This is a genomic window from Pseudomonas sp. LBUM1646 (assembly GCF_059716165.1).
Genome location: NZ_CP166810.1, coordinates 939,621 through 954,571, shown reverse-complemented (window position 1 = coordinate 954,571; position 14,951 = coordinate 939,621). Strand labels below are relative to the sequence as shown.

Annotated in this window: 14 protein-coding genes; 4 read left to right on the top strand and 10 right to left on the bottom strand. The window is 58.6% G+C overall.

The features are described from left to right. Positions 1-12: 12 nt before the first annotated feature. From carA to grpE, 5 genes are all read right to left on the bottom strand, one after another. Complete coding sequence (carA, locus tag ACA071_RS04095) at positions 13-1,149, bottom strand: glutamine-hydrolyzing carbamoyl-phosphate synthase small subunit (protein WP_497643255.1); 1,137 nt, start codon at positions 1,147-1,149, stop codon at positions 13-15. Between the two features lie 259 nt (positions 1,150-1,408). Continuing rightward, a complete protein-coding gene (gene dapB / locus ACA071_RS04090) occupies positions 1,409-2,215 on the bottom strand; it encodes a 4-hydroxy-tetrahydrodipicolinate reductase (RefSeq protein WP_133838474.1) in 807 nt (268 codons plus the stop codon). A gap of 9 nt (positions 2,216-2,224) precedes the next feature. Then, the gene (dnaJ, locus tag ACA071_RS04085; protein WP_030128088.1) at positions 2,225-3,349 is read right to left on the bottom strand and encodes a molecular chaperone DnaJ; all 1,125 of its coding nucleotides are present in this window, start codon (positions 3,347-3,349) and stop codon (positions 2,225-2,227) included. Between the two features lie 296 nt (positions 3,350-3,645). Beyond that, on the bottom strand, positions 3,646-5,562 hold the full coding sequence (dnaK, locus tag ACA071_RS04080) for a molecular chaperone DnaK (RefSeq protein WP_497643254.1): 1,917 nt from the start codon (positions 5,560-5,562) through the stop codon (positions 3,646-3,648). Positions 5,563-5,664: 102 nt separating this feature from the next. Then, positions 5,665-6,231 (bottom strand): nucleotide exchange factor GrpE, encoded by a 567-nt coding sequence (grpE, locus tag ACA071_RS04075; RefSeq protein WP_133838473.1) that lies wholly within the window; start codon positions 6,229-6,231, stop codon positions 5,665-5,667. Between the two features lie 241 nt (positions 6,232-6,472). Between grpE and recN the strand changes: the two genes are divergently transcribed. Beyond that, positions 6,473-8,146 (top strand): DNA repair protein RecN, encoded by a 1,674-nt coding sequence (gene recN, locus ACA071_RS04070; protein ID WP_497643253.1) that lies wholly within the window; start codon positions 6,473-6,475, stop codon positions 8,144-8,146. Between the two features lie 75 nt (positions 8,147-8,221). Here recN and fur read toward each other — a convergent pair whose 3' ends face one another. Then, the gene (gene fur / locus ACA071_RS04065; RefSeq protein ID WP_003197684.1) at positions 8,222-8,626 is read right to left on the bottom strand and encodes a ferric iron uptake transcriptional regulator; all 405 of its coding nucleotides are present in this window, start codon (positions 8,624-8,626) and stop codon (positions 8,222-8,224) included. Between the two features lie 97 nt (positions 8,627-8,723). On the opposite strand from fur, the gene ACA071_RS04060 reads away from it, so the two are divergent. Then, positions 8,724-9,251, top strand: a complete 528-nt coding sequence (locus ACA071_RS04060) for an outer membrane protein assembly factor BamE (protein WP_497643252.1) — start codon at positions 8,724-8,726, stop codon at positions 9,249-9,251. A 60-nt stretch (positions 9,252-9,311) separates the two neighbouring features. On the opposite strand, the gene ACA071_RS04055 is transcribed toward ACA071_RS04060, so the two are convergent. Genes ACA071_RS04055 through ACA071_RS04045 form a run of 3 tightly spaced genes read right to left on the bottom strand, consistent with a single transcriptional unit; the run spans position 9,312 to position 11,464 of the window. Next, the gene (locus tag ACA071_RS04055; RefSeq protein WP_497643251.1) at positions 9,312-9,626 is read right to left on the bottom strand and encodes an RnfH family protein; all 315 of its coding nucleotides are present in this window, start codon (positions 9,624-9,626) and stop codon (positions 9,312-9,314) included. Further along, positions 9,619-10,053: a type II toxin-antitoxin system RatA family toxin gene (locus tag ACA071_RS04050; RefSeq protein ID WP_054050071.1), complete on the bottom strand. Its 435-nt coding sequence runs from the start codon at positions 10,051-10,053 to the stop codon at positions 9,619-9,621. Before ACA071_RS04050 ends, ACA071_RS04055 begins: the two co-directional genes overlap by 8 nt. A gap of 7 nt (positions 10,054-10,060) precedes the next feature. Further along, positions 10,061-11,464, bottom strand: coding sequence for a sodium-dependent transporter (locus ACA071_RS04045; protein WP_497643250.1), 1,404 nt, complete (start codon positions 11,462-11,464; stop codon positions 10,061-10,063). A 118-nt stretch (positions 11,465-11,582) separates the two neighbouring features. On the opposite strand from ACA071_RS04045, the gene smpB reads away from it, so the two are divergent. Next, positions 11,583-12,065: an SsrA-binding protein SmpB gene (smpB, locus tag ACA071_RS04040; protein WP_008149046.1), complete on the top strand. Its 483-nt coding sequence runs from the start codon at positions 11,583-11,585 to the stop codon at positions 12,063-12,065. A gap of 97 nt (positions 12,066-12,162) precedes the next feature. Here smpB and ACA071_RS04035 read toward each other — a convergent pair whose 3' ends face one another. After that, positions 12,163-12,930 carry an FCD domain-containing protein gene (locus ACA071_RS04035; protein ID WP_497643249.1) on the bottom strand — a complete coding sequence of 256 codons (768 nt, stop codon included), beginning with the start codon at positions 12,928-12,930 and terminating at the stop codon, positions 12,163-12,165. Positions 12,931-13,191: 261 nt separating this feature from the next. On the opposite strand from ACA071_RS04035, the gene ACA071_RS04030 reads away from it, so the two are divergent. After that, entirely contained in the window at positions 13,192-14,886 is a 1,695-nt protein-coding gene (locus ACA071_RS04030; protein ID WP_497643247.1) for a lactate permease LctP family transporter, read from the top strand. Positions 14,887-14,951: the final 65 nt, after the last annotated feature.

Below are 14,951 nucleotides of genomic sequence, written 5' to 3'. Positions count from 1 at the left end.
CAGTGCTAGCGATCAGCGTCGCTTGGCCATTTCGTTGATGAAGCGATCAAACAGAGGCGCTACGTCGTTCGGGCCAGGGCTGGCTTCAGGGTGACCCTGGAAGCTGAAGGCGCTCTTGTCGGTACGCTCGATCCCTTGCAGGGTGCCGTCGAACAGCGATTTGTGGATCGCCCGGACGTTGGCTGGCAGGGTCGTTTCGTCTACCGCAAAACCGTGGTTCTGGCTGGTGATCATCACAACGCCGGTGTCCAGGTCTTGGACCGGGTGGTTGGCGCCGTGGTGGCCATGACCCATTTTCAGGGTCTTGGCGCCGGAGGCCAGGGCCAGCAGTTGGTGACCGAGGCAGATGCCGAACACCGGAATCTCGGTTTCGAGCACGTCCTTGATCGCCTGGATTGCGTAGTCGCAAGGCTCCGGGTCACCCGGGCCGTTGGACAGGAACACGCCATCCGGCTTCAGCGCCAGTACATCAGCGGCTGGGGTCTGGGCCGGCACCACGGTCACGCGGCAACCGCGCTCGACCAGCATGCGCAGGATGTTCAGCTTGACGCCGTAGTCGTAGGCCACCACGTGGTAAGGCAGCTCGGAGGCGTCGATGGTCGCGTGGCTGTCGGTTTTCAAGTCCCAGACAGTCGAGCGCCACTCGTACTTCTCTTTGGTGCTGACGACTTTCGCCAGGTCCATGCCTTTGAGGCCAGGGAAACCCTGAGCAGCGGCGATGGCGGCTTCTTCGGAAATGTTGTCACCGGCCATGATGCAGCCGTTCTGCGCGCCTTTTTCACGCAGGATGCGCGTCAGGCGGCGAGTGTCGATACCGGCGATAGCCACAACGTTGTTGGCTTTCAGGTAGTCGGACAGAGACATCGTGTTACGCCAGTTGCTCGCAACCAGTGGCAGGTCACGGATGACCAGGCCAGCGGACCAGACGCGGTCGGACTCCGCATCTTCCGGTGTCGTACCGGTGTTGCCAATGTGCGGGTAAGTCAGGGTAACGATCTGTTGGGCGTAGGAAGGATCGGTAAGGATTTCCTGATAGCCGGTCATGGCGGTGTTGAACACCACCTCTCCAACGGTCTGACCGTCGGCTCCAATGGCTTCGCCGCGAAAAATGCTGCCATCAGCAAGGGCGAGTATGGCTGGCTTAGTCAAGAAGACCTCCCGTAAATAAAGCCTGAAAGGGCGATCGCAGGTTGTAAAAAAGCGGAGTGACGTATGGACACGTCACCCCGCTTCTTCACTGAATTATTCTGCGCGCTTTTAGTGGACACACTAAAGCTGTAGCTTACAGAAAAAGGCTTTTTTGGTCTACCGCCAATGAGCCTTAAAGGCCGGGGAATGCGACAGGACGTCGCTTGGCGGAGTAAAACCGGGCTCAAACACTGAGTTTGAACCCGATTTCGGGCGCATCTTAACGCAGGTCGAGCACGTCTTGCATGTCGTAGAGGCCTGGCTCACGCCCATCCAGCCACAATGCAGCACGCACCGCGCCCTTGGCGAAGGTCATGCGGCTTGATGCCTTGTGCGTGATCTCCAGACGCTCACCTTCGCAGGCGAACAGCACCGTATGATCGCCGACCACATCACCACCGCGAACAGTGGCAAAACCGATGGTTTCGCGCTCGCGAGCGCCGGTATGACCTTCACGACCGTAAACCGCGACCTTCTGCAGATCACGATCCAAAGCACTGGCGATGACTTCACCCATACGCAGCGCCGTGCCGGAAGGCGCATCGATCTTGTGCCGATGATGCGCTTCGATGATTTCGATATCCGCCTCATCGCCCAGCACACGAGCCGCCATGTCGAGCAGCTTCAATGACAGGTTCACACCCACACTGAAGTTAGCCGCGAACACGATCGGAATATCCTTGCCCGCCTCGGCCAGCAACTGCTTCTGCGCCGCGTCCAGTCCGGTCGTGCCGATCACCATGGCCTTGCCTGCCTTGCGACAGAACGCCAGGTTTTTCAGCATGACTTCCGGCAGCGTAAAGTCGATCAACACATCAAACTCTTCAGCCACCGCTTCCACATGACCGGACAGCGGCACGCCGATCCGCCCGAGCGAAGCCAGCTCACCGGCATCCACGCCAATCAGCGTGCTGCCGGGACGCACGATGGCCGCCGTCAGACCGGTCAGTGGCGCGCGTTGCTGCACCGCCTCAACCAGGATTTTGCCCATGCGCCCGGCAGCGCCCATCACCGCAATACGTCGCATGTTCACTCCTTACAGATCGCCGAAGAAACGCTTCACGCCTTCGAACCAACCGGTGGTTTTCGGTGAATGGCTGTTGTCGTCCGCCAGGGAACTGCGGAACTCTTCGAGCAATTCGCGCTGACGACGACCCAGGTTGACCGGGGTTTCCACCGCAACGCGACACATCAAGTCACCAGCACCGCCGCCACGCACGGGCGCAACGCCCTTGCCACGAACACGGAATTGCTTGCCGGTCTGAGTCCCTTCCGGGATTTTCAGTTTGACCCGACCATCGAGGGTCGGAATCTCCAGCTCGCCGCCCAATGCCGCATCGACGAAGCTGATCGGCACTTCACAAAACAGGTGCTTGCCGTCACGCTGGAAGATCGCGTGCTCGCGCACGTTGATCACCACGTACAGGTCGCCGGTCGGGCCACCCTGCGCACCCGCCTCACCTTCGCCGGACAGACGAATGCGGTCACCGGTATCAACACCGGCTGGCACTTTGACGGAAAGAGTTTTGTACTCTTCGACGCGGCCTTCGCCGTGGCAGGAATCGCACGGATCGGAAATGATCTTGCCTTGGCCATGGCAGCGCGGGCAGGTCTGCTGCACCGAGAAGAAGCCTTGCTGCATGCGGACCTGACCGATACCGCCGCACGTTGGGCAAGTGATCGGCGAGGAGCCTTTCTTGGCGCCCGAACCGTCGCACGGCTTGCAGTTGACCAGTGTCGGAACGCGGATATTCACGGTCGTGCCGCGCACCGCTTCTTCCAGGTTCAGCTCCAGGGTGTAGCGCAGATCGCTGCCGCGCTGAGCGCCGCCACGAGCACCGCCGCGACCACCACCAAAGAAGTCACTGAAGACATCACCAAAGATGTCGGAGAAGTTCTGGCCGCCAAAACCTGCACCACCGCCACCCATGCTCGGGTCGACACCAGCATGACCATACTGGTCGTACGCCGCACGCTTGCTGGAATCGGACAGCACTTCGTAGGCCTCGTTGGCCTCTTTGAACATGTCTTCCGACGCTTTGTCATCGGGATTACGGTCCGGGTGATGCTTCATCGCCAGGCGACGGTAGGCCTTTTTCAGGTCCGCTTCGCTTGAGCCGCGCTCAACACCCAATACTTCGTAATAGTCACGCTTTGCCATAAGTCTTTGCACTCTTAAGGACGTTCGGCAAACCCCTCCTGAGCTTCGCCAAACTCGTTGAGCCCCAATACAGGCCCGGACCCAACTCACGTCAATTCAACGATCCTGGTCTTTGTTCATCGCGGTACTTTCGGCTCGAAAAGCAGGAGCATCTCCGGCCATACCACCAACATCCGAGCGTTGTCGCATGCTGTAAAAATTCGCTAACTCCAGACACGCCAACGCGGGAGCAAGCTCCCGCGCGGCGACATCCTACCAGTCACCGCCCAAAGGCAGTCAACCGGCCGACCAACAACTTACTTGTGGTCTTTGACTTCTTCGAACTCAGCGTCGACGACGTCGTCAGCCTTCTCAGCCGATTCGCCTTGCGGTGCCGCGCCTTCAGCTGGCTGGGCTTGCTCGGCGTACATTTTCTGAGCCACTGGCGCGGAGACTTTCGACAGCTCTTCAACCTTGGCGTCGATAGCAGCCTTGTCGTCGCCTTTGACGGCGGCTTCCAAGGCAACTACGGCAGCTTCGATTGCAGTCTTCTCTTCAGCGGTCACTTTGTCGCCAGCGTCAGCGATCATTTTGCGCGTCGAGTGAACCAGTGCATCGCCCTGGTTACGGGCAGCGGCCAGTTCTTCGAACTGGCGATCTGCGTCGACGTTGGCTTCAGCATCGCGAATCATCTGCTGAATTTCTTCCTCGGACAGACCGGAGTTGGCCTTGATCACGATCGACTGAGTCTTGCCAGTAGCCTTGTCTTTGGCGCCTACGTGCAAGATGCCGTTGGCGTCGATGTCGAAGGTCACTTCGATTTGTGGCACGCCACGTGGTGCTGGTGGAATCTCAGCCAGGTCGAACTTGCCCAGAGACTTGTTCTGGGCCGCTTGCTTACGCTCACCTTGCAGCACGTGAATGGTCACAGCGCCCTGGTTGTCGTCGGCAGTCGAGAACACTTGCGATTTCTTGGTAGGAATCGTGGTGTTTTTCTCGATCAGCGCAGTCATCACGCCGCCCATGGTTTCGATACCCAGGGTCAGCGGGCTGACGTCCAGCAGCAGAACGTCTTTCACGTCGCCGGCCAATACCGCGCCCTGGATAGCAGCACCCATGGCAACAGCTTCGTCCGGGTTCACGTCTTTACGAGCTTCTTTACCGAAGAACTCGGTCACCAGCTTCTGAACCAGCGGCATACGGGTCTGACCGCCGACCAGGATCACGTCGTTGATCGCGCCAACGTCGATACCGGAGTCTTTCAGAGCGATGCGGCAAGGTTCGATGGTGCGTTGAACCAAGTCTTCTACCAGCGCTTCGAGCTTGGCGCGGGAGATTTTTACGTTCAAGTGCTTAGGACCGGTGGCGTCTGCAGTGATGTACGGCAGGTTCACGTCGGTCGAATTGCTCGAAGACAGTTCGATCTTGGCCTTTTCAGCGGCTTCTTTCAGGCGCTGCATGGCCAGCGGGTCACCTTTAAGGTTCATGCCGCTTTCTTTCTTGAATTCGTCAACGAGGTAGTCGATCAGACGAATGTCAAAGTCTTCACCGCCCAGGAACGTGTCGCCGTTGGTGGCCAACACTTCGAACTGGTGCTCGCCATCGACTTCAGCGATTTCGATCACGGAAACGTCGAAAGTACCGCCGCCCAAGTCGTAAACGATCACGGTGTGATCGCCTTTCGCCTTGTCCATACCGTAAGCCAGAGCGGCTGCGGTTGGTTCGTTGATGATGCGTTTAACGTCCAGGCCCGCGATGCGGCCGGCGTCTTTGGTGGCTTGACGCTGGCTGTCGTTGAAATAGGCCGGAACGGTGATCACCGCTTCGGTCACTGGCTCGCCGAGGTAGTCTTCGGCGGTTTTCTTCATTTTCTTCAGGATTTCAGCCGAGATCTGTGGCGGCGACATTTTCTGGCCGTTCACTTCAACCCATGCGTCGCCGTTGTCAGCCTTGGCGATTTTGTACGGGACCATCTTGATGTCTTTCTGTACGACTTCTTCGTCGAACTTACGACCGATCAGACGCTTCACCGCGTACAGGGTGTTATGCGGATTGGTCACAGCCTGACGCTTGGCCGACTGACCAACCAGGATTTCGCCATCGTTGGCATAAGCCACGATCGACGGCGTGGTACGCGTGCCTTCGGCGTTTTCAATAACTTTGGCTACGCCGTTTTCAAGTACGGAGACGCAGGAGTTGGTAGTCCCCAGGTCGATACCGATAATTTTGCCCATGTTAACTCTCCCGAAACTTTGGATTTGGTTGCCGCAGCAGTGGTGGCTAACTGCGGTAGCACTTAAACGCTTGACTTCTAAATGGGGGCCTTGCGGCTAATTTCAAGCCTGCTCATCAATCGAAGGCGAAACCGGCGCAGGCGCCTTGCTGACCACGACCATGGCCGGGCGCAGCAAGCGACCGTTAAGCTGGTAGCCCTTCTGAAACACCTTGAGCACGCTGTTCGGCTCGACATCGGCGCTTTCTTGCATGGCCATCGCCTGATGATGAACGGCGTTGAACGGTTCGCCATGCGGATCGATCGCTTCCAGCTGATAACGCTTCAGGGTGTCCTGGAACATTTTCAGGGTCAGCTCGATGCCTTCACGCATTGGGCGGATGCTTTCGTCATCCGGGTTGGACAACTCCAGGCCACGCTCCAGGCTGTCGATGATCGGCAGCAGGTCGCCGGCGAATTTTTCCAATGCGAACTTGTGAGCCTTTTCGACATCCTGCTCGGCGCGACGGCGGACGTTCTGCAGATCAGCCGCTACACGCAAAGCCTGATCATGAGCACCCGCCAATTGCTCTTCGAGCACTTGTACACGCGCCGCCAGCTCATCGCCCGAATCCTGGGCAGCTTGATCGGCGTCGAGATTTTGCGTGTCCACTGTCTGTTCGTCAGCCATAGAATTTCTCCTTTCAATATCGTCCGCGAGCTCAACTCGCGCTTCTGCCCAGCTATATGGGGCCGCAAAATTCAGCTTCAAGGGGTTTGAGGTGATTAACCCTACAAAAAGAGCTGCATTGTCATTCCCCGGTGCGCTAACGATTTCGTCGGATCAAGCAAAACGAGCTAAGGGAGGGCATTGTCAGCCACAAATAAAACACTGTATAAATAACCAGACCTAAAGCCTGGGAGCGGCCTTTATGCTGGTGCACCTGTCCGTACATAACTACGCCATCGTTGAACATCTCGATCTCGAACTCGATCGCGGGATGAGCGTGATCACAGGGGAAACCGGCGCCGGCAAGTCGATCATGCTCGACGCCCTGGGCCTCACCCTGGGTGATCGCGCCGACAGCGGCGTGGTTCGCCCCGGCGCTGACAAGGCCGACATCCTGGCAACCTTCGACCTGATCGACATCCCGGAAGCCAGTGCCTGGCTGGCCGAACGAGACCTGGAAAGCGACGGCCCGTGCATCCTGCGCCGGGTGATCACCGCTGAAGGGCGCTCACGCGGCTATATCAACGGCACGCCCTGCCCGCTTGGCGATCTCAAGGCTTTGGGCGAATTGCTGATCGATATCCACAGCCAGCACGAACACCAATCCCTGCTCAAGACCGACACCCACCGCCGCCTGCTCGACGAATATGCCGGCGCCACCGATCTTGCCCGCCAGGTTCAACTGGCCGCCCAGCGCTGGCGCCAGACCCGCCAGGAGCTGGAACGCCTGTCCAATTCCGGCGACGAGCAGCGCGCACGCCATCAATTGCTGAGCTACCAACTTGAAGAGCTGGAAAACCTCGGCCTTGGCGAAAACGAGCTGGAGCAACTGGAGCAGGAACACAAAAACCTGACCAACGCCGAAACCCTTCTGGGTATCTGCCGACAAGTGGTCGAGCAATGCAGTGAAAGTGATTCCGGCAATGTGCTGAATGCACTGACCGCCAGCCTCAATCGCTTGTCGAGCGTGAACAATTCGATTGGTGCCCTGGGCGAAGCCAGCAGTCTGCTGACCAGCGCGCAGATTCAAGTAGAAGAAGCCGTCGGTGAACTGAACCGCTTCCTCGACAACTTCGACGCCGACCCGGCACGCCTTCAATACCTGGAAGAACGCCTCGATGCGATCTACACCCTGGCGCGCAAGCACCGCATCCAGCCAACCGAAGTCGCCGAGATGCAGCAAAAGCTGCTGGATGAAATCGAAACCCTGAATGCCAACGACGAGTCCATCGAACGCCTGAGCGATGAGCTGGCGTCCTATGCCCGTCATTATCAAGAGAAAGCGCGCGACCTGAGCGACCTGCGCCATCAAGCCTCGGGCAGCCTGGCCAGCGCCGTGGAACAGGAAATCCAGCGCCTGGGCATGCCCGGCGGCCGTTTCACCATCGAACTGCGCCCTAATACCAGCAACGAACTGCTGCCCAATGGGCTTGAACAGGTAGAACTGCTGGTCAGCGCCAACCCGGGGCAGCCGATGAAAGCCCTTGCGAAAGTGGCGTCCGGCGGCGAGCTATCACGGATCAGCCTGGCGATTCAGGTCATCACCGCGCAGACCTCCCGGGTTCCAACCCTGGTGTTCGACGAAGTGGACGTGGGCATCGGCGGCCCGACCGCCGAGATCGTCGGCCAGTTGCTGCGCCGACTAGGGGAGCGCGGACAGGTATTGACGGTGACTCACCTGCCGCAAGTGGCGGCGCAGGGTCACCAGCATCTATTCGTGCACAAGGTGCGCGGCGAGGATGCCACCCATACAGCCGTGTCCAAGCTGAGCAAAACCCATCGTGTAGAAGAAGTCGCACGCATGCTGGGGGGCATCGACCTGACGAAGGAATCCCTGGCTCACGCGAAGAAAATGGTCATCATCGCCAAAATTTAAGCGCGGCAGAAAGCACGAAGGCGACCCTGGGGTCGCCTTCGCTCGTTTCGCGAACATCCTGTTCGCGCGACATGCTTACTTTTTCTTGCGTACGTACAGCACGAGATTGTGATCCACCATCTCGAAACCGTACTTATCGACAATCGCCTTCTGAAGACGCTCGATTTCTTCGTCGAAGAATTCGATCACTTCACTGGTTTCGACGTTGACCATATGGTCGTGATGCTTGCCGTCGTCCAGTTCGAAGACCGCGTGACCGCCGTCGAAGTTGTGTCGCACCACAAGGCCAGCTGCCTCGAACTGAGTCAGTACACGGTAAACCGTGGCCAGACCGACGTCCTCACCAGCCTCCATCAGCGCCTTGTAGACATCCTCGGCACTCATGTGGCGTTGCTCGGCGGAATCGAGCATTTGCAGAATTTTGACCCGTGGCAGGGTCACTTTGAGGCCGGCTTTTCGTAGTTCGCTATTTTCAACCATGGTCAGCTTTCTCGCGATGCTGCTTCGCAGCTTCTCTTAATGCGGGTATGATCGGCGTTTACGTTGTCCCAGCCAAGATAGTGGAAGTCGCCCACCGATGCAAAACACCAAGCTCTTGCTAACCAGTTTCACCTTCGTGGGACTGCTCGCACTCGCCGGTTGTTCATTCCCCGGGGTTTACAAAATCGACATCCAGCAGGGCAATGTCGTCACGCAGGACATGATAGACCAGTTACGCCCGGGAATGACCCGTCGGCAAGTACGGTTTATCATGGGCAACCCTCTGCTGACCGACACGTTCCATGCCGATCGCTGGGATTACCTGTATAGCCTGCAACCGGGTGGTGGTGAACGCCAACAGGAACGCATAAGCGTTATCTTCAACCCAAATGACCAGCTCACCAGCCTGTCGGGCGATTTTATGCCTGGCGTGAGCCGCGACGAAGCCATTCTCGGCAAGGAACCCGGCACGACCGTGACCGCTCCTGCAGAAAACACCGAGAAGCCAAAACCGGAAAAACCGGTGAAACCAGGTTCGTTGCTGGACCAGATCCAGAAGGACGTAGACGGTGTAGAAACCGTTCCAGTCCCAAGTCCGGAACCGCTGGACACCACGCCGCAATAATTTGCGACGCAATAAAAAACCCGGCATGTCCGGGTTTTTTATTGTCTGGCGATTATCGAATCATTGATTTCGCGCCTTGGCCTCGGCTGCCTTGGCGGCGCGCAAGCGGCGAACTTCTTTTGGATCGGCCAATAATGGCCGGTAGATCTCGATACGATCCCCCGCCAGTACCGTACGAATGGACGGATCAGCAATCACCTTGCCGAATATCCCGACCGGGCAACTAATCAGATCCAACTCAGGAAACTCGTCACCTACTCCAGACCTGAGCAAAGCATCCCGAACCGTCGCCCCCACCGGCACCGCCACTGTCAGCAGCACCTGACGATCAATGGCGGCATACACCACCTCAACCTCAATCACCGACTCAACCATGCATCTGCTTGGCGCGCTGACAGAACGCGTCCACCAGCGTATTGGCGGCCTGATTGAACAGCGGCCCCAGCGTCGCGCGCACGATCGGCCCGGCGTAGTCGAAAGACAGGTCCAGGCTGATCTTGCAGGCCTTTTCACCCAATGGCTTGAACACCCAGACGCCATGCAACTGGTTGAACGGTCCTTCCTCGAGATTCATCTCGATCGAATGCCCGGGGACCAGCGTGTTGCGCGTCACGAAATGCTGGCTCAGACCGCCCTTGGCCACACCAACACTGGCACGCATATGCTCAGGGGAGCTTTCCAGGACTTCCGCCGCGGAGCACCACGGCAGGAATTCCGGATAACGCGCCACGTCGTTGACCAGGTCATAGAGGGCTTGCGCCGGATACGGCAGCAGGGCCGAGCGTTGAATATGTGTCGTCATGTCAGCGTCACTTCCACAGCTGGGCGGCAAACACTACAAGAATGCCGATGGGCGCCACATAGCGCATCAGAAACAGGGACAGGCCGAACAACATCGGGCTGCGGATCGACAATTCGTCGCGCACCGCTTCACGCCCCATGATCCAGCCTGCAAACACCACGAAACACAAACCACCGAGTGGCAACATGATCCGCGAGGTGAAGAAATCGATCACACCAAAGAAGTCCAGGCCGCCGGCCGCACCCCATTGGTAGAGATGGAACATCCCGCCTTCGTTCACGAAAAACTTGGCTTCCTTCCAGATATTGAAGGAAAACACCGTGCCCAAACCGACGAACCAGCAGATAAATGCCAACCAGAACGTGACCCAGGCGCGGCTGATTTTGGTGCGCTCAACCAGGTAAGCCACCATTGGTTCGAGCAATGAAATCGCCGAACTCCAGGCAGCAACCGCTACCAGCACGAAGAACACTACGCCCATCAACTGGCCGAACGCTACGTTACCGAAGGCAAATGGCAGGCTGACGAACATCAGGCCAGGGCCTTCGCTCGGGTTCAGGCCCGCCGCAAACACAATCGGAAACAATGCCAGGCCGGCCACCAGAGAAACGAAGGTATCGAGCAACGCCACGCCGACCACGGTGCCGGAAATCGACGAGTTCTTCGGCATATAAGCGCCATATATCATGATCGAACCGACGCCAACGCTCAGCGAGAAGAACGCGTGGCCCATGGCAGGCAGCAAGCCGTCGAGGACTTTTTCCGGGTGGAAGTCGAACATGAAATGCACGCCTTCCATGAAATGGCCGGTGGTCATGCTGTAACCCAGCAGCACAATCACCATCACGAACAGCAGCGGCATCATGATCCGCAGGCTGCGCTCAAGCCCGGCGACCACGCCCTTGGCGATCACCACGGCGGACAACAGCATGAAAATCGTGTGCCAAAGTGTCAGACGCCATGGATCGGAGATGACGTTACCGAAATAAGCGCCGACCTGATCCGCTGTCACACCCTGGAAGTCGCCACGGCCCATGTCGATGATGTAATCCAGCGACCAGCCGCCGACGACACTATAGAAAGACAGGATCAGCAACGCCGTGATCATCCCGGCGAACGCCCCCCAGGACCACTTCCCTGAATGCCCCGCCTCCAGCGCCAACACCTTCAAGGCGTTGGCCGGGCTTTGACGGGCGCGGCGGCCGATCAGGGTTTCCGCCAACATGACCGGCACACCAATCAGCGCGATGCAGGCCAGAAACATGAGCACGAAGGCGCCGCCGCCATAGACGCCGACCATGTACGGGAATTTCCAGATGCTACCCAGGCCCACGGCCGAACCGGTCGCGGCGAGTATGAAGACCCAGCGGCTAGCCCAACTGCCGTGGACAGAAACCTTGTCTGTCGACATCGTTATCACGCCCAAGCGTTCAAAAAAGAGGCCGCATTGTCCGGGATTCAATCAACCTGCTCAAGCACGTAGCGATACCGTAGCCGACTTGCGTGCAACTCCCTATAATGCCGCCCCTATGGCTAAACAGAAGAAACACCCAACAGGGACCATCGCGCAAAATAAAAAGGCGCGACACGATTACTTCATCGAGCATAAGTTCGAGGCTGGTCTGGTCCTGGCCGGCTGGGAAGTAAAAAGTCTGCGGGCAAGCAAGCTGCAACTGGTTGACAGTTATGTCCTGCTCAAGGATGGCGAAGCCTGGCTGCTCGGCAGCCACATTACGCCGCTGATGACTGCCAGCACTCACGTCATCGCTGATCCGACCCGCACCCGCAAATTGCTGCTCAACCGTCGCGAGCTGGAAAAGCTCGCCACCGCCGTGCAGCAAAAAGGTTACGCCTGCGTATGCCTGTCCTGGTACTGGAGCAAGCACATGGTCAAGTGCGAGATCGCTCTGGGCAAGGGCAAGAAGGAATACGACAAGCGTGATACCGAGCGCGAACGCGACGCCGGTCGCGAGTTGCAGCGCGCTGTGCGGAACAAGGGCAAGGAAGATTAATCTTCCGGCCTGATCGCTCCCACGCTCTGCGTCCGCCGTTATGTGACGCGGAGCGTCACGGGATGCATTCCCACGCAGAGCGTGGGAACGATCATGACTACATCCCCTTGCGCCGCTCCGCCCGAGCCATGCGCTGCACTTCCTGACGCACTTCTTCCAGCACTTCCTGCACATACAAAATGTGGCGACTGGAGACCTCCCGCGCCTGCTCCGCCCGACCTTCGATAATCGCCAGGTACAACTCACGGTGCTGACTGATCAGCATGTCACGCGTCTCGGTGCGTTGCTTGTACATGCCGCCAATGTTGGTCACCACGTTGCGCTTGAGCAGATCGAACAGCCCGCGAATAGTGTGTAGCAACACGGCGTTGTGACTGGCTTCGGCGATTGCCAGGTGGAATTTCGCATCCGCCGCGCCCTCTTCCGCTCGGCCCACTTCATCGTGACGCGTGTAGCAATCCTGCAATTCTTCGAACGCCGCCGTCAGCCGTTCGCGATCCACATCGGTGGCACGCAATGCCGCGTAATAGGCACAGGATGCTTCCAGGGTATGGCGAAACTCCAGCAGATCGCGCTGGGCCTCGGGGTTGCTTTCCAGCAGATGCAGTAGCGGATCGCTGAACGTCGAGCCCAAGGAATCCACCACATAATTGCCGCCACCCTGGCGACTGACCAGCAAGCCCTTGGCTGCCAGTTTCTGAATCGCTTCGCGCAACGATGGGCGTGATACGCCGAACTGCTCGGCCAACGCGCGTTCGGCCGGCAAGCGCTCGCCGGACTTCAGCGTGCCCTCGAGAATCATCCCCTCGAGCCGCTCGACAATATCGTCAGACAAACGGCGCTGACGTATCTGATCAAACCCCATAACTCAATTCTCCACGATCCCGGCAGCTCGCCGGGCTCTCTATTCTGGCCTATCGGCGCTGTGCCAGCACCTACCAGACGGCATTTGATCGAACAGATCAGATGCGTTCTGCACCGCTTATTCGACAAAAGTTTTAGGGCGGCAAATTGACACACCCCATACAAGGCTTTTACCCTAGCCAACAGCGATTGTAAATTGGTATTACCAATTAACCAAGAACGCTGACAGTGCCTGACCAACAACAATTAGGGGCCACCCCATATGCAAACCTGGCAACAGCTCTACAGCCCGCTCGGCAGTCTCGGCGTGTCCGCACTCGCGGCCGTCATTCCCATCGTATTTTTCTTCCTGGCTTTGGCCGTGTTCCGCCTCAAAGGCCATGTGGCCGGCAGCATCACGCTTGCTCTGTCGATTGCTGTGGCGATCTTCGCCTTCCAGATGCCGGTTGATATGGCGTTCGCCGCAGCCGGGTATGGCTTCGCCTACGGCTTGTGGCCAATTGCCTGGATCATCGTCGCGGCGGTGTTCCTCTACAAACTGACGGTCAAGAGCGGGCAGTTCGAGGTGATCCGCAGCTCGGTGCTGTCGATCACCGACGACCAGCGCTTGCAAGTGTTGCTGATCGGCTTCTGCTTCGGTGCCTTCCTGGAAGGTGCCGCGGGTTTCGGTGCGCCGGTAGCGATTACCGCCGCGCTGCTTGTAGGACTGGGCTTCAACCCGCTGTACGCCGCCGGCCTGTGCCTGATCGCCAACACCGCGCCCGTCGCGTTCGGTGCCCTGGGCATCCCGATCCTCGTCGCCGGGCAAGTCACCGGTATCGACGCGTTCAAGATCGGCGCCATGACCGGTCGCCAACTGCCGCTGCTGTCGCTGTTCGTGCCGTTCTGGCTGGTGTTCATGATGGACGGCCTGCGCGGCGTTCGGGAAACCTGGCCAGCCGCACTGGTGGCGGGTTTGAGCTTTGCCGTGACCCAGTACTTCACCTCGAATTTCATCGGCCCGGAACTGCCGGACATCACCTCGGCGCTGGCCAGCCTGATTTCCCTGACGCTGTTCCTGAAAGTCTGGCAGCCGAAACGCGCCGCCGGCCAACACATCGCCGGCGCTGTCTCGGCGTCCGTGGTCAGCGCCAGCGTCGGTGGTTTCGGCCAGAAGCGCACCACCGTGGCTTCGCCCTACAGTCTGCTGGAGATTTTCAAGGCCTGGTCGCCGTTCCTGATCCTCACCGTGCTGGTCACCATCTGGACCCTGAAACCGTTCAAGGCCATGTTCGCCGCTGGCGGTTCGATGTACAGCTGGGTATTTAACTTCGCCATCCCGCACCTGGACCAAATGGTGATCAAGGTCGCGCCGATCGTGACGGCTCCGACCGCGATCCCGGCGGTGTTCAAACTTGATCCGATTTCCGCGACCGGCACGGCGATTTTCTTCTCGGCGCTGATCTCGATGCTGGTGCTGAAGATCAATTTCAAAATTGGTCTTACCACTTTGAAAGAGACCTTCTACGAACTGCGTTGGCCGATTCTGTCCATCGGCATGGTGTTAGCGTTTGCCTTCGTCACCAACTACTCGGGCATGTCCTCGACCATGGCATTGGTGCTGGCAGCGACCGGCGCGGCATTCCCGTTCTTCTCGCCGTTCCTCGGCTGGCTCGGCGTGTTCCTGACCGGCTCCGATACCTCGTCCAATGCGCTGTTCAGTTCATTGCAAGCCACCACCGCGCACCAGATCGGCGTCAGCGATGTTTTGCTGGTGGCGGCGAACACCAGCGGCGGCGTGACCGGCAAGATGATCTCGCCGCAATCGATCGCCGTGGCCTGCGCCGCGACCGGACTGGTGGGTAAGGAATCGGATCTGTTCCGCTTCACCCTCAAGCACAGCCTGTTCTTCGCAACGATCGTGGGCCTGATCACCTACGTCCAGGCCTACTGGCTCACCGGGATGCTGGTGCACTAAGGACTACAGGCAGCGCCGAAAAAACCGACGCCGGACTACGACTCCGGTGTCAGCTATTCACAACC

Excerpts from the sequence above, each read along its gene's own strand:
- dapB (WP_133838474.1), bottom strand. The coding sequence starts at position 2,215 with ATGCGACGTATTGCGGTGATGGGCGCTGCCGGGCGCATGGGCAAAATC.
- dnaJ (WP_030128088.1), bottom strand. The coding sequence starts at position 3,349 with ATGGCAAAGCGTGACTATTACGAAGTATTGGGTGTTGAGCGCGGCTCA.
- dnaK (WP_497643254.1), bottom strand. The coding sequence starts at position 5,562 with ATGGGCAAAATTATCGGTATCGACCTGGGGACTACCAACTCCTGCGTC.
- grpE (WP_133838473.1), bottom strand. The coding sequence starts at position 6,231 with ATGGCTGACGAACAGACAGTGGACACGCAAAATCTCGACGCCGATCAA.
- recN (WP_497643253.1), top strand. The coding sequence starts at position 6,473 with ATGCTGGTGCACCTGTCCGTACATAACTACGCCATCGTTGAACATCTC.
- fur (WP_003197684.1), bottom strand. The coding sequence starts at position 8,626 with ATGGTTGAAAATAGCGAACTACGAAAAGCCGGCCTCAAAGTGACCCTG.
- ACA071_RS04060 (WP_497643252.1), top strand. The coding sequence starts at position 8,724 with ATGCAAAACACCAAGCTCTTGCTAACCAGTTTCACCTTCGTGGGACTG.
- ACA071_RS04055 (WP_497643251.1), bottom strand. The coding sequence starts at position 9,626 with ATGGTTGAGTCGGTGATTGAGGTTGAGGTGGTGTATGCCGCCATTGAT.
- ACA071_RS04050 (WP_054050071.1), bottom strand. The coding sequence starts at position 10,053 with ATGACGACACATATTCAACGCTCGGCCCTGCTGCCGTATCCGGCGCAA.
- ACA071_RS04045 (WP_497643250.1), bottom strand. The coding sequence starts at position 11,464 with ATGTCGACAGACAAGGTTTCTGTCCACGGCAGTTGGGCTAGCCGCTGG.
- smpB (WP_008149046.1), top strand. The coding sequence starts at position 11,583 with ATGGCTAAACAGAAGAAACACCCAACAGGGACCATCGCGCAAAATAAA.
- ACA071_RS04035 (WP_497643249.1), bottom strand. The coding sequence starts at position 12,930 with ATGGGGTTTGATCAGATACGTCAGCGCCGTTTGTCTGACGATATTGTC.
- ACA071_RS04030 (WP_497643247.1), top strand. The coding sequence starts at position 13,192 with ATGCAAACCTGGCAACAGCTCTACAGCCCGCTCGGCAGTCTCGGCGTG.